Source organism: Algibacter sp. L4_22 (genome assembly GCF_023473045.1).
Lineage (GTDB): Bacteria > Bacteroidota > Bacteroidia > Flavobacteriales > Flavobacteriaceae > Algibacter.
Window position 1 is genome coordinate 847,612 of the sequence record NZ_JAMCOK010000001.1, and the last position, 13,645, is coordinate 861,256.

Below are 13,645 nucleotides of genomic sequence, written 5' to 3' on the forward strand. Positions count from 1 at the left end.
TATGGTAAAGGCAGACTATTTAGTAATTGGTTCAGGAATTGCAGGATTAACGTTTTCGGTTAAAATTGCTGAGAAATTCCCGGAAAGGAATGTTATTATAGTAACAAAATCTTCCGAGGAAGAATCGAACACTAAGTATGCTCAAGGTGGTGTTGCTATTGTTTTAAACCATGAAAAAGATTCGTTTAAAAAACATGTAGATGACACATTGATTGCGGGCGACGGACTTTGTAATAGGGAAGTCGTGGAAATGGTGGTTAATGAAGGTCCAGATCGCTTAAAAGAGTTATTGGAATGGGGTGCTAATTTTGATGAAGATGCCATTGGGAATTTAGATTTAGGTAAGGAAGGCGGGCATTCGGAATTTCGAATAGTACATCACAAAGATATTACCGGTTTGGAAATTGAAATGGCTTTATTAAAGCGTGTGCATCAATTACCAAACATTACTTTACTGCCGCATCATTTTGCAATAGATTTAATAACAAATCATCATATTAAAAAGCCAAAACCATCTAAAAAAGGCTGTTACGGCGCTTATGTTTTAAACCAGAAATCGGGAGAAATATTCACTATTAAAGCAAGTAGCACTTTATTAGCTTCTGGTGGAATAGGTCGTGTTTACGGTCATACAACCAATCCTGTTATTGCAACTGGAGATGGTATTGCTATGGCATACCGGGCTAAAACAAAGATTTCCTATATGGAGTTTGTTCAGTTTCATCCTACGGCTTTGTATGATGTTCGTGGCGATCAATCGTCCTTTTTAATATCCGAAGCTGTTCGTGGTTTTGGTGCCTATTTGCGTAATAAAAGTGGACATCGTTTTATGCCAGATTACGATGAGCGTGCCGAATTAGCATCGCGTGATATTGTATCTCAAAGTATTGATAGTGAGCTTAAAAAATCTGGAGAAACTCACGTGTTTTTGGATTGTTCTCATTTAGATATTGATGCTTTTAAAGCGCATTTTCCTAATATTTATCAAAAGTGTTTGGATAACCATATTGATATAAAAACCGATTGGATTCCTGTAGTTCCAGCTTCGCATTATTTGTGTGGTGGTATTGATGTAGATATGGATGGGAAAACATCTATTAAAAATTTATTTTCTTGTGGTGAGTGTACAAATACCGGGCTTCATGGTGCAAATAGATTGGCATCAAATTCTTTATTAGAAGCTATGGTTTATGCACATAATATTTTTAAATACCATAGCAATAAAGCTTTAGAGGTTTCAAGTTTAGAGATTCCGGATTGGGATGATAAAGGTACGAGTATCGCTAAGGAGCATGTTATTATTCAGCATAACTTAAAACAATTACAGGCTATTATGCGTGATTATGTTGGTATTGTTCGTAGCGACGACCGACTTAAGAGTGCTGTTAAACGTTTGGATTTAATTTATGATGAAGTGGAGGCGTTTTACAAAAAATCGAAGATAACAACTTCGCTATGCGAATTGCGTAATATGCTAAACGTAGCCCATTTAATTGTGAATCAATCCTTAGAACGAAAAGAAAATAAGGGTGGTTATTTTAATATTGATAATGTTTGAAAACTTCAATTTAATTTAAGCAATTTTTAAAATACTATCAGGAAAGCAGTGGGTGTATATTTTTTCGAATAATAAATCTTGATTTAGTGGTTTGGTAATGTAATCGCACATGCCAAGTTTTAGTACATGTTCTTTAGTTTCATCAATCGCATCTGCAGTAATTGCAATAATTGGAATACTTTCTATCGTTGATCCTAAACTTCCGTTTTTAATGATTTGTGTCGCTTCATAACCATCCATTATTGGCATTTGTAAATCCATTAGAATAATATCAAAATGTTCGATTTTAAGGTTTTCTATTGCTTCTTTTCCATTATTGGTTATTGTAAACGATATGTTTTTTTGCGTTTTTAGAATTCGTGATAATACCATTTGGTTTATCTTATTGTCTTCGGCTATTAGGATTTTCAAGGGTTTGTTTCTATAAGTGTTTATAATGCTTTTAACTGATTTTTGTTCTTCGGAAATGTATCTAAAGTTTAAATTGATAAATACACTTGTACCTCTATTTATCTCGCTGTTAATTTTTATTTCGCCATCAAATAATTTAACAATATGGTAGGCAATGGTTAAGCCAAGACCAATACCGCCAAATTCGCGTTTGTGGTTTAAGCGCATTTGACTAAAGCTTTCAAATACATTTTTTATGGAGTTTTCATCAATACCAATTCCGGTGTCCGAAATTTGAATGGAAAACTGGCAAGTGTCTGTGTTTATTTCATTGCAAATTAATTTAAAATAAATACTTCCTTTATCGGTAAATTTTAAGGCATTAGCTAAAACGTTATTTATAATTTGTAAAAATCGCGTAGAGTCGGCTAGTATTTTTTCTGGAATTCTATTATCTAAATCAAACTTATAAGCGAGTCCTTTTTTTGCCGCTTCAATTTGCCAATTGTCGCTAATCTCCTGTAGTTTAATGGTTGGGTTAAATACTACAGGGCTAAGTTTTAATTTGTTGTTTTCAATTTTTTCAAAGTCTATAATATCGTTTACATTGCTTAATAAACTTATGGAAGCATTTTTTATAATTTCAAAAGACTCGTTGGTTTTTTTATTTTTTTTCCGGCCTAATTCAATTTCTGCAATGCCCATTATGGCATTAATAGGCGTTCTAAGTTCGTGGCTCATATTAGACATAAAATAGGTTTTAAGTTCTCCTATTTCTTCCGATTTTATTAAAGCTTCCTCTTGTAGTTTTTCTTTTTGGATACGCATAAATTTAATTAAGTTGGTCATAGAAAGTGATAAGAAAATAACCTCTAGACCAGATCCGAATTTTGAGCTATTCAAAGTATAAAAGTTGTTGGGTACTAAGCTTAAATTGTTCATTACAAAACCTAAAAGGCCAATAACTAAGAATAAAATACCAAAAGAAAAATAAGAGTCTATTTCAATGTTTTTATAGCGTAGTGTAAAAACACTCGATAAAATTAATATTAAGCTAAATAGGCCATTTAAATTGCTAATTGGATATACAATTTCCAACGATTTTGAGTTTATAAATATTAAAATAAATAAAAGAGCGAGAATACCGTATGCAACGTAGTAAGCGGTTTTATATGATTTTAAATGAGTATTTATATGTAAAAAATGCTCGCAGTATTTAAGTAAATAGAAGTTTGAAAACAATGCAGTTATAAGTACTATTCTGCTATTAATAAAGCTAGCATTTGTAAAAATATATTCGTGTATAAAACCATCTAATGCCGCTTGCATTAAACAAATGGAAAACACGTAGAGGCCATAATACAAAAAGGCCTTTTCTTTTATAGTATTATAAAAGAATAAGTATATAATGCCAGCTAAAAGTAGTAAACCATAAAATAAACCTAGAAAAAATTGCTGTAAGTAGTTTTTTTCCCAAAATAGGGCTTCATCATATAGGTTTAAAGGCAAGTTTATGGTTTCTCCGTCGCTCTTTAAATGAATATAAATTTGCTGTGTTTCGCTTGGTGGTAGTTTAATTTTGAATATGGTAGATCTATGATTAACCTGTTTGTCTTTAAAATCAATTTGATCACCACTTTTAAAAATTTCAGTTTTGGTTTTTGAAATTTGATAAAGCTCGGCAAAATCTGTGATAGGGCGGCCAGTTTCTAAATAGTAGGTTTTAGATTCTGCATTACTATTTTCGAGTTTAAAACGAATCCAATAATTATCTGATGTGAATCCTGCACTTTGATTATTTGATTCTAATTCTTGAAAATGTAGTAATGGGCTTCTTCTAACATCTTTAAGGTTTAAATCTAAGCTTCCTGCATTTGTGAATTCGGCATATTCGTATAACTCTCCTTTGCTTTTTTCCGGGAAGTATACATCGTCTTGCGCATATGAGCATAGACTAAATATGTAGATTATAAATAAGAAACTCTTCATGTTTGGGGCATTGAAAGCGCCAAACATAAGTAAATAATTCGTTTTTATATATATTTATGATTACAATTATTACATTTAATCTATTAAAAATGTATTTCATCGATCTTTTTGTGTGTTTGAATTCCTTCAAATAAGAATTATTATTTAATTTTGAGTTTTGAAAATTAATGGATATTATTTTTTTTGCCTTGTTTTAGAGATATGAAACTGAGATTTGATAACATAATTTTATGAAAAAAATGCAGCCCTAATCCCTCAATTAAAAGCTGCATTATAAAACATATTTTAGGCTAAGTGTTATTTTATTTTCCTAGCATGAGTAATTCGTTGCAAACAATTTCTGTAACATAACGTTTGTTTCCATCTTTATCGTCGTAGCTTCGGTTTGTTAATTTACCCTCTATGGCAATTTCTTTTCCTTTGGTAACATAGCTTTCTACAACTTTTACAAGGCCACCTCTAACCACAATGTTGTGCCAGTAAGCACGCTCTACTTTGTTTCCATTTTTGTCTTTGTAACTATCGTCGGTAGCTAGCGAAAATTTCGCCATTTTATTACCATCGGTAAAGTTTACAATTTCTGGGTCTTGCCCTAATCTACCAATCAACTGTACTTTGTTTCTAAGTGCGTTCATAATTTAAATTTTTTTATGCTTACCGTCTATGGTAAGCTCGTTAAACAGTTAATACTATTGAACCTCAATCGATTCAACACTGCAAATATCTTACAGCTTCCAAGTTTTATTCGGTAATTACTTATTTAAAATCGTTTGTAAATGTTTGTAGTCGTTTGTAAACGGATGTGTTTTTGATTATATTTGGGAGTTGGTATTTGTTGGCGGAACTCACTCAAAATTGAAAAATCGGATTTAAAAAACACTAAAATTAGATTTTACACAGAGCCAGATACACTGTGGTGGAAGAAACATTATATGTCTGAATACGAAGAAATGAATGCTTACTATATTAAAAAACTTTCAGAAAATTTGAAAAAGGCTAATTTTAAAGATATTGAGTATATACAAACAAAGGATAAAGGATTTCGTTCAAATGGGGAACGGCATCCTCATAGTTGGTCAATTATAGATAGGAAGGATTTAATAGATTGGGTGTTAGAAAAGTAAAAGTATACAGATACTAAAAAAACCAAGAAAAATTATGCAGAAACAATGTCCAGAATGTGGAGATAAAATTATTGGTAGGATTGATAAAAAATTCTGTTCCGATGGTTGCAGAAATGCTTATAATAATAGGGTGAATAAGGATAGTAAAAACTTGATTCGAAATACTAATAATAGGCTTCGGAAAAATTATCGTGTTCTAGAAACTTTAAATCCTGATAAAAAAACACGAACTTCGCGAGCAAAATTAATCGAGGCGGGTTTCGATTTTAATTACTTTACAAGTATTTATACCACCAAAGCGCAAACGGTTTATTATTTTGTTTACGATCAAGGCTATTTAGAACTTGAAGGCGATTATTATGCACTTGTAAAACGCGACAGTTAATTAAATTATGGAAAATATTTTATCATTTCTTGAAGAAAATAAACAGGTTTTAATTCCTGTTTGTATGTTTTTGACTGTAATAATTATTGGTGTTTTAATTTTTTATTTCAATAAAAAAAATAGAATGCTTCGTGAATTTAAAAAAAGCCGTAAAAAAAGTGTAAATAGTATTAAAAGAAAAGAGTACGCAAAAATTATAGGTAATGCCAAACATATTGAAGTTCCTTTAATTGCTCCGCTAAGTGGTAGAAAATGCGTGTATTATCATGTAACGGTCGAGGTGAAAACTGATAAGAATTGGCGTAAAATTATAGACGATGTTAAAAGTCAAGATTTTTTTATTGCAACAAATACCGAAAAAGCAATTGTAAAAGCGTCCAATTTAGATAAGTCTTTTAAGTATATTCATTTAGTGAAAGATTTTAATAAAAACTCTGGATTTAGAAATGATGCACCAGAAAAACTAGAAGCTTATTTAAAAGAGTACAGTAAAAAAAGTATGGGGTTGTTTGGGATTAATAAGCAAATGCGTTATCGGGAAGGTGTTATTGAGTTAGACGAGGATATAGCTGTAAAAGGTGTTGCAGAATGGAAAAAATTAAACGAACCTCTCGAAGGTTATTCATATTCTAAAATACTAATACTTACGGGTACAAAAAAGCAAAAGCTTTTAGTTACAGATGAACCAAAAGCTTTGTTGCGTGTTAATGTATTGTAATATGTTTATTTCCAGTTTTGTCCTTTTAAAGTCATAGCGGCTTTTAGAACGTCTTTTTGGCTAATTTGCCCAACTAATTTACCGTTTTCTACAATAGGGAATCTTCGGCGTTTAGCTGATAAAAATTTGTTGGCAGCATCAAAAATATTCATGTTGCCATCAATAGTGTCCACATTCATGGTAATGTGGTTTTCAATAGTTTTATCCTGCATAGGCATATTGTAATAGCGACTTTCGCTAATTTGTTTAATACAATCACCTTCAGAGATTACTCCAATCAATTCGTTTTTTTCATTAACGACAGGCCCTCCAGAAATGCGGTGTGTAATTAGTTTTTGCATAACACTTTCTATAGTTTGCTGCGGGCTAAATGTAATTAAATCTCTTGTCATATAGTCACTTACCTTTAGCGGTGTGCTATCTACTGCGTTAGCTTGCTGCTTTCGCGCGCCTTGAAAACTTTTTATCCCCATAGTTGTTTAGTTTTGATTAAAGTAATTCTAAATATAGGAAATTTATTTCAATTTTCCTAAAATAACTTCAATCCAAACCTTGGCATTTATAAAAATTGTATATTTAGATATAAAAATTTATATGTTATTGTTATGATAAAAAAAGCAGTGGCTTTACTCATTATTGTTGGCGGAATTTATTGGAGTTTTTTGGCGTTACTACCTCAAAATATATCCGATTTAGATGAAGCCAACCAAAATTTTTCTACTCAGCGCGCTCTAATACATCTTAAAGAAATTTCGAAAGAACCTCATTTTTTAGGAAGTGAAGCACATTTGGAAGTTCGAAATTATATTGAAACTCAATTACAGAAATTAGGATTAGAAACTCAAATTCAAGAAGCCTATTCCATACGCGATTGGGGGAATTTGGCGAAACCAAAAAATATAATTGCTCGAATTAAAGGTCGTGAAAAAGGTAAAGCGCTTTTATTGTTAACGCATTATGATAGTAATCCGCACTCTTCATTGGGAGCGAGTGATGCAGGATCTGGCGTTGTAACTATTTTAGAAGGTTTACGTGCCTTTTTAAGTGAAAATAAAACACCTAAAAACGATATAATTATTCTTATTTCAGATGCTGAAGAATTAGGCTTAAACGGAGCCGATATTTTTGTAAATCAGCATGAATGGGCAAAAAACATAGGCTTAGTTTTAAATTTTGAAGCCCGTGGAAGTGGTGGTCCAAGTATAATGCTAGTTGAAACGAACCATGGTAATGCCGGTTTAATTGAAGGTTTTGTGAAAGCAAATCCAGAATACCCTGTTGGAAACTCATTGTTTTATAGTATTTATAAAATGTTACCAAATGATACCGATTTAACGCGGTTTCGAGAAGATGCCGATATCGATGGTTTTAATTTCGCATTTGTAGACGATCATTACGATTATCACACGGCTATGGATACTTACGAGCGGTTAGATAGAAAAACCTTAGAACATCAAGGCTCTTATTTAATGCCGTTGTTAAACTATTTTAGTGAAGCAAACCTCAGTGCTTTAAAAAGTAATGAGGATTTTATTTATTTTAATGTCCCTATTTTTAAAATGGTGAAATACCCATTTTCTTGGGTAGTTCCTATGGTAATTCTTGCCGTTGTTTTATTTATCGCACTTTTAGCCTATGGCGGAAGGAAACGTGTTTTTAACAGAAGCGACGTTGGTAAAGGTTTTTTAGCAATGTTTACTTCATTAATAATTTCGGCTGTAATTGGTTTGTATGCTTGGCGGGTTTTAAAACTTATTTATCCGGGATATGGAGAAATTCTTCAAGGGTTTAGTTATAATGGCCATACTTATATTGCTGCTTTTACTTGTCTGTCTTTAGCCATATGTTTCTTTGTTTACAATAAAGTTTACAAGCCTGAAAATACGCCGAGTTTATTAATAGCTCCGTTGTTTTTATGGTTAGTTATTTCTGTTGCAGTTGCATTTTTGTTAAAAGGAGCGAGTTTCTTAATTATTCCGTTGTTTTTCGGTTTGTTAAGCCTCTTCATGTTAATTAGAAATAGAAAATTGAGTATTATCAATCATGCTATTTTAGCTTTGCCTGTACTTTTGTTATTGTCTAATTTCGTGCAAATGTTTCCTGTAGGTTTAGGTTTAAAAATGCTCGTGTCTTCAATGGTTTTGGTTGTTTTAATTTTTGGATTATTATTACCCGTTTTTGGGATTTTCAAACATAAAAAAAGATGGTCCTATGGTTTCTTTTTGGCCACAACATATTTTTTGATTTCAGCGCATATTAATTCCGGTTTTACACCTGATAACCCTAAGCCAAATAGTTTGTGCTATATTCTTGATGCAGATGAAAACAAAGCGGTTTGGGCAACTTATGATAATGTTTTGGACGATTGGACGATTCCTTTTTTAGGTGAACACCCTATGGAAGCCACAACCATAAAAAACTATACCATTGCTAGTAAATATGGAACTAGTTTTACCTATTCTACCGAGGCTTCTATTCAAAAATTAGAAGCACCACAAATGACTATTGGTTACGATACTATTATTGGTGATTTTAGGCATGTAGAGTTATGTATTACATCACAACGAAAAGCAAATAGAATAGAAGTGTTTTCAGATTCGTTAAACGTCTTTAAAGCTGCTAAATTAAATGGCGTTGCTATTAGGGCAGATGAAAAAACAGGCTTGGTGTTCGGTAGGCGTAAAACTAATAGATTGTTTAGTTATTATATTTCAGATGAAGATCCTTTGGATATACAATTAGTACTTCCGAAGAAACAAAAAACCACATTTGTTATTTATGAAACATCTTTTGATTTGTTAGAAGATGAAAGTTTTAGCGTACCAGAACGAGCTGCTAACATGATTCCGAAACCATTTGTTTTAAATGATGCCGTTATCATTAAAAAATCAATAACCATCGAATAGCAAAATATTGGTAACCTTTTAACAGTTTAAATACTTATTTTTTATAGTTTTAGCGTTTTAATATAAAATAGATAAATGAAAAAGATTTTAATAGTTCTTGTTATCGCGTTTGGTTTTCAAATGCAAGCACAAACAAATTCAGATTTAATAAAACATTATGAAGCTTATTATAAACAAATGAGACTTCAAGGCGATGTACAAGGTATTATAAATGCTATGACACATTTAAATGTTTTGGTACCATCGGAGTCACGACAAGATACATTGGCTTATATTTATATGAGTGAAGGTAAGTATGTGCAAGCTCTAAATACTATAGGTGTTGTAAAAATGTCTACCGATTCTGATATTGCTGTTGAAGTAAAAGCAGTGTCTTTAAAAGCTGTAAAACGACCAGATTTGGCTATCGAGCATTTTAATGAAATGTTTAAAAGAAATCCAAACCCTTTAGTCGCTTACGAATTGGCTGAGCTTAATATGCAAACTAATAAGGCTGCGGAGGCTCAAAAACATATTGATTTTGGTATTGCTAATGCTACAGCTGAAATGAAAAAAGCTTTCTATGAAACACAAACGCCTTACGAAGTGCCATTAAAATCGGCTTTCATGTATTTAAATGCGTTGTCGGTTTATAATAAAGATAAAACAGCAAATATTGATGCTGCCGTAGATATTTTGGATGCTACTTTAAAAGATGCACCTAATTTTAATCTAGTACAACTTAGTAAAACAGAATTGTTAAGACAGAAACAAGTTCTGCAAGCAGCTCAAGCTAAAAAATAACACCATTTATTACAAATTAAAAAAGGCGTATTCTACATGTAGAATACGCCTTTTTTAATTTATGGATAATGTGTTTTGTTACCAGATTTTTACACGGTTTTCTGGTTCAATATACATGCTGTCTCCAGCTTTAATATTAAACGCTTCGTAAAACGTATCGATATTAAGTAAAGGTTGAACAGCTCTGTTCATACCAGGAGAATGTGGATCTGTCTTTATTCTTGTTTTTAAAGCATCGTCTCTCATTTTAGATCTCCACACAGTTGCCCAACTCATAAAAAAGCGTTGTTCCGGTGTAAAGCCATCAATTGCTTCTGGTCTGCCGTTAGCTTCCATATCCATCTGTAAGGCATCGTAAGCAGCATTTACACCACCTAAATCACCAATGTTTTCACCAAGTGTAAAAGCACCGTTAATATGCACATCGGGTAAAACTTCAATAGCACTATATTGATCGGCTAAGTTTTTACCTAAAGCTTCAAATTGTTTTAAATCTTCATCGGTCCACCAGTTATTTAGGTTTCCGTTTTTATCGTAGCGTGATCCAGAATCATCGAAGCAGTGAGAAATTTCATGACCAATTACAGCACCAATACCTCCATAATTTACAGCATCATCGGCTGTGAAGTTGTAAAATGGTGGTTGTAGAATAGCAGCAGGAAAAACAATCTCGTTGTACGGTGGGTTAAAGTAAGCATTCACTACTTGTGGTGCCATGCCCCATTCGCTTTTGTCTACTGGTTTAGATAAATCTTCAATAGTTTTTTTATGATTCCAAGCTCTAACATTAAGTATGTTTTGTAAATAAGATCCATTTTCTTCTGGACCTTCTATTTGTAACTCAGCATAATCTGTCCATTGATCAGGGTAAGCAATTTTTACTTTTAAGGCTAAAAGTTTTTCAATAGCTTTTTGCTTGGTTTCTTCCGTCATCCATGATACGTTAGAAATTCTGTTTTGAAATGCTAGAATAACATTTTTAATCATTCTTTCGGCTTTCGCTTTTGCTTCTGGTGGAAAATAGTTTTCTACATATAGTTTCCCTAAAGCTTCTCCAACTGTATTGTTTACCGTTCCTAAAGCGCGCTCGTTTAATGGTTTTTGTGCTTTTGCACCGCGAAGTTCTTTATTGTAGAATTCCCAGTTTGCTTTATCTAACTCGGTGCTTAAAAGTCCAGCAGCGTCATTAAAGGTATTCCAGCGTAAATAGGCTTTCCAATCGGCTACATTATTCTCTTTTAAAATGGTTTGTAAGGCGTCAAAGTATTTTACTTCTCCCACAATAACGGTATCGATAGATTTTACGCCAATACCTTTAAAGTAAGCGTCCCAATTTAGAGCTGGCACCATTTTTTGTAAATCTGCTATAGATCTTGGATTGTAGCGTTTACGAGCATCGCGACGCTCTACTTTGTCCATTTTAGATTCGGCTAATCGGGTTTCGAAATCTAAAACATGTTTAGCCTCTAAGGTAGCTTCTGTTTCTGGCTCTCCTAAATATTGAAGCATTTTCGAGATATGTGCAACATATTTTGCTCTAATCTCTCTAGAGTTTTCATCGTCATTAATATAATAGTCACGATCGGGTAAGCCTAAACTACCGCCTCCTATATATCCAACATTTTTGTTACTGTCTTTAGGGTGAGCACCCACGTAGAAACCAACAAATCCAGAACCACTTTTAGATTCCATTTCGATTATATAGTTTTGTAAATCTTCGATGTTTTTTATAGCGTCTATTTTTGCTAAGTATGGTTTTAATGGCTCTAAACCTTGCTTATCTCTAGCAATAGTATCCATTATGGTTTGGTATAGTTTTACCGCTTTATCTTGATCCGAGCCTGGAATAACTTCCGTTTTCTTTAAATCTTTATCTGTTGAGATTGCTGCTTTTAGAATAGTAAGTGCATCGTCATCAGTTTTTTGTCTAAGTTCATCAAAACTTCCCCAGCGTGTTCTGTCTGATGGAATTTCGTTGTTGTCTAACCATTTTCCGTTAACGTATCTAAAAAAATCGTCGTTTGGTTTTGTTTCGGTATCCATGAATTCTACATTGATTCCTGGAATGGATTTAACTTGGGCTACAGCTTCTTTTTTATCGGTTTTACAGGCAACAACAGATAAAAATGCGAGTCCACTTAGTAGTGATAAATAATTCGGTTTCATTTTCATTTTTTAGATTTATAGTAAGTTATTGTTTTAAGATGTAATCTTAACTGCTAAAATACATATAAATTCCACTTTATAGAAGTGGATTAGTTTAAAAATGAAAACGAAAGTGAAAAGTATAGTTAAGGTTTGATGATGTTAATGTTATCAGCCTCAATTTTTTGATTCATTTGAAAGTTGAGGTTCGAGAATGATTTTAAGAAATCCTTTATGGTTAAAAGCAGTTCTTTTTTACTTGTAGAATCTAAGTTTGATAAGCTTTTTAGTTTATAAAGATGAGTTTCCAAAGCGGAAATCCTGGCCAAAGTAGCAGGGCTGTTTACTTCTTTTGGGATGTCTTTCTTTAAGTCTCTTAAAAGTGTTTTAATATTTTTATCATTGTCGTAAAAAAAGGTTAAATCGGCTTTTTTTACGTTGTTTATTACGGTTTCTAATTGAAAATATTCTTGCCAATCTTGAATAGCCTTTTGTGTTTTGGCATCTAAAGCGTATTCTATATACTTTAGTTTAGCTATGTTTTTTTCTGAAAGATCTTGAGAGGTGGTTTCTTCTGTTTGAGTTTCTACCTCGGTATCTTGTACTTTTTTACAAGCCGAAAATAAGAGCAGAATACTTAATACGATTAAAATTTTAAACTTCATGGTCATTCAATTAAAAAGAATAGGTTACAAATATATACTAATCCATAATGTGTTTGATAAAATACAGGAGAAAATGGCTCTGTATTTTGTTGTGTTTTATTATTGTAGTACCCGTAAATACTTGATTTGTAAAAAAATAAAGTGTTTTTAAGATAATTGTAATTAATTGTATCTTTGAGCAATGCCAAATGTGTTTTAAATTTCCTCATAGCTTTTAGTTTTATAAGTTTAGGAATAACCTTTTAATATTACTTTGGTGTAATCCCTAAATTGTAATTAATATGTTAGAAAATTTTTGGTTTAACGTGGAGTATGGTATCAATCACGTACTTGATATAAACGCCTACGATCATGTTTTATTTTTAATTGTTTTAACGATCCCGTATTTATTTAGAGACTGGAAGCGCGTACTTTTATTAGTTACCATGTTTACTTTAGGGCATACACTTTCTCTTGTTATGGCTGCTTATGGAGTTGTTACTGTAAATGGAGCGGTTGTAGAGTTTTTAATACCGATTACCATATTAGTTGCGGCACTTTTTAACGTGTTTACGGCTGGAAAAGGCGCGCAAAAGGAAAAAATAGGTATTTTATTTTTAACCACACTTTTCTTTGGTTTAATACATGGTTTGGGTTTTGCTCGTGAATTTAAAATGCTTTTAGGTAGTAATGATAATAAGATTCTATTACTCCTAGAGTTTGCTTTGGGTATTGAGTTGGCTCAAGTAATAATTGTTTTCGTGGTATTATTTTTGGGCTATTTAATACAAACTATTTTTAGATTTTCTAAGCGCGATTGGGTTATGGTTATCTCATCTATTGTAGTTGGTTTGGTTATTCCGATGATATTGAATAGCGACTTTTTATCTTAATTTTCGTAAAACTTTAACTTACAGGTGTTGTAATTAAAATACAATCGAACTATATTCGTTTAATTGAACGAACGGGTTTGCGTTAGGGATTGATGCGGTATCCTTTTTTT

Annotated in this window: 12 protein-coding genes; 7 read left to right on the forward strand and 5 right to left on the reverse strand. The window is 32.3% G+C overall.

Annotation, left to right across the window (positions count from 1 at the left end; translation table 11 throughout):
• Window position 1: 1 nt before the first annotated feature.
• The gene (gene nadB, locus M4I23_RS03535; protein ID WP_249753462.1) at window positions 2–1,558 is read left to right on the forward strand and encodes an L-aspartate oxidase; all 1,557 of its coding nucleotides are present in this window, start codon (window positions 2–4) and stop codon (window positions 1,556–1,558) included.
• Between the two features lie 15 nt (window positions 1,559–1,573).
• Here nadB and M4I23_RS03540 read toward each other — a convergent pair whose 3' ends face one another.
• Together M4I23_RS03540 and M4I23_RS03545 are read right to left on the reverse strand one after the other, a co-directional pair.
• The gene (locus M4I23_RS03540) at window positions 1,574–3,937 is read right to left on the reverse strand and encodes a hybrid sensor histidine kinase/response regulator (RefSeq protein WP_249753463.1); all 2,364 of its coding nucleotides are present in this window, start codon (window positions 3,935–3,937) and stop codon (window positions 1,574–1,576) included.
• Between the two features lie 302 nt (window positions 3,938–4,239).
• A complete protein-coding gene (locus M4I23_RS03545; protein ID WP_158846901.1) occupies window positions 4,240–4,572 on the reverse strand; it encodes a single-stranded DNA-binding protein in 333 nt (110 codons plus the stop codon).
• Between the two features lie 297 nt (window positions 4,573–4,869).
• On the opposite strand from M4I23_RS03545, the gene M4I23_RS03550 reads away from it, so the two are divergent.
• From M4I23_RS03550 to M4I23_RS03560, 3 genes are read left to right on the forward strand one after another with little or no spacing between them, the layout of a single operon-like run.
• Window positions 4,870–5,061 (forward strand): hypothetical protein, encoded by a 192-nt coding sequence (locus M4I23_RS03550; RefSeq protein ID WP_249753464.1) that lies wholly within the window; start codon window positions 4,870–4,872, stop codon window positions 5,059–5,061.
• A 34-nt stretch (window positions 5,062–5,095) separates the two neighbouring features.
• The gene (locus tag M4I23_RS03555; protein ID WP_158846904.1) at window positions 5,096–5,446 is read left to right on the forward strand and encodes a hypothetical protein; all 351 of its coding nucleotides are present in this window, start codon (window positions 5,096–5,098) and stop codon (window positions 5,444–5,446) included.
• Window positions 5,447–5,453: 7 nt separating this feature from the next.
• Window positions 5,454–6,164 (forward strand): hypothetical protein, encoded by a 711-nt coding sequence (locus M4I23_RS03560; protein WP_249753465.1) that lies wholly within the window; start codon window positions 5,454–5,456, stop codon window positions 6,162–6,164.
• A gap of 5 nt (window positions 6,165–6,169) precedes the next feature.
• Here the strand turns inward: M4I23_RS03560 and M4I23_RS03565 are convergent, their stop codons facing one another.
• The gene (locus tag M4I23_RS03565; protein ID WP_158846916.1) at window positions 6,170–6,637 is read right to left on the reverse strand and encodes a CBS domain-containing protein; all 468 of its coding nucleotides are present in this window, start codon (window positions 6,635–6,637) and stop codon (window positions 6,170–6,172) included.
• Between the two features lie 132 nt (window positions 6,638–6,769).
• Between M4I23_RS03565 and M4I23_RS03570 the strand changes: the two genes are divergently transcribed.
• Window positions 6,770–9,070: a M28 family peptidase gene (locus M4I23_RS03570; RefSeq protein WP_249753466.1), complete on the forward strand. Its 2,301-nt coding sequence runs from the start codon at window positions 6,770–6,772 to the stop codon at window positions 9,068–9,070.
• A 75-nt stretch (window positions 9,071–9,145) separates the two neighbouring features.
• Window positions 9,146–9,853 (forward strand): M48 family metallopeptidase, encoded by a 708-nt coding sequence (locus M4I23_RS03575; RefSeq protein WP_249753467.1) that lies wholly within the window; start codon window positions 9,146–9,148, stop codon window positions 9,851–9,853.
• A 78-nt stretch (window positions 9,854–9,931) separates the two neighbouring features.
• Here the strand turns inward: M4I23_RS03575 and M4I23_RS03580 are convergent, their stop codons facing one another.
• A complete protein-coding gene (locus M4I23_RS03580) occupies window positions 9,932–12,019 on the reverse strand; it encodes a M13 family metallopeptidase (RefSeq protein ID WP_158846922.1) in 2,088 nt (695 codons plus the stop codon).
• A 125-nt stretch (window positions 12,020–12,144) separates the two neighbouring features.
• A complete protein-coding gene (locus tag M4I23_RS03585) occupies window positions 12,145–12,663 on the reverse strand; it encodes a hypothetical protein (RefSeq protein WP_249753468.1) in 519 nt (172 codons plus the stop codon).
• Between the two features lie 281 nt (window positions 12,664–12,944).
• Here M4I23_RS03585 and M4I23_RS03590 point away from each other — a divergent pair, with 281 nt between their 5' ends.
• Complete coding sequence (locus tag M4I23_RS03590; RefSeq protein WP_158846926.1) at window positions 12,945–13,535, forward strand: HupE/UreJ family protein; 591 nt, start codon at window positions 12,945–12,947, stop codon at window positions 13,533–13,535.
• Window positions 13,536–13,645 lie beyond the last annotated feature (110 nt).

Coding starts and splice junctions, on each gene's coding strand:
- M4I23_RS03560 (WP_249753465.1), top strand. CDS start 5,454: ATGGAAAATATTTTATCATTTCTTGAAGAAAATAAACAGGTTTTAATT.
- M4I23_RS03590 (WP_158846926.1), top strand. CDS start 12,945: ATGTTAGAAAATTTTTGGTTTAACGTGGAGTATGGTATCAATCACGTA.
- M4I23_RS03570 (WP_249753466.1), top strand. CDS start 6,770: ATGATAAAAAAAGCAGTGGCTTTACTCATTATTGTTGGCGGAATTTAT.
- M4I23_RS03585 (WP_249753468.1), bottom strand. CDS start 12,663: ATGAAGTTTAAAATTTTAATCGTATTAAGTATTCTGCTCTTATTTTCG.
- M4I23_RS03545 (WP_158846901.1), bottom strand. CDS start 4,572: ATGAACGCACTTAGAAACAAAGTACAGTTGATTGGTAGATTAGGGCAA.
- M4I23_RS03565 (WP_158846916.1), bottom strand. CDS start 6,637: ATGGGGATAAAAAGTTTTCAAGGCGCGCGAAAGCAGCAAGCTAACGCA.
- M4I23_RS03555 (WP_158846904.1), top strand. CDS start 5,096: ATGCAGAAACAATGTCCAGAATGTGGAGATAAAATTATTGGTAGGATT.
- M4I23_RS03540 (WP_249753463.1), bottom strand. CDS start 3,937: ATGAAGAGTTTCTTATTTATAATCTACATATTTAGTCTATGCTCATAT.
- nadB (WP_249753462.1), top strand. CDS start 2: ATGGTAAAGGCAGACTATTTAGTAATTGGTTCAGGAATTGCAGGATTA.
- M4I23_RS03580 (WP_158846922.1), bottom strand. CDS start 12,019: ATGAAACCGAATTATTTATCACTACTAAGTGGACTCGCATTTTTATCT.
- M4I23_RS03575 (WP_249753467.1), top strand. CDS start 9,146: ATGAAAAAGATTTTAATAGTTCTTGTTATCGCGTTTGGTTTTCAAATG.
- M4I23_RS03550 (WP_249753464.1), top strand. CDS start 4,870: ATGTCTGAATACGAAGAAATGAATGCTTACTATATTAAAAAACTTTCA.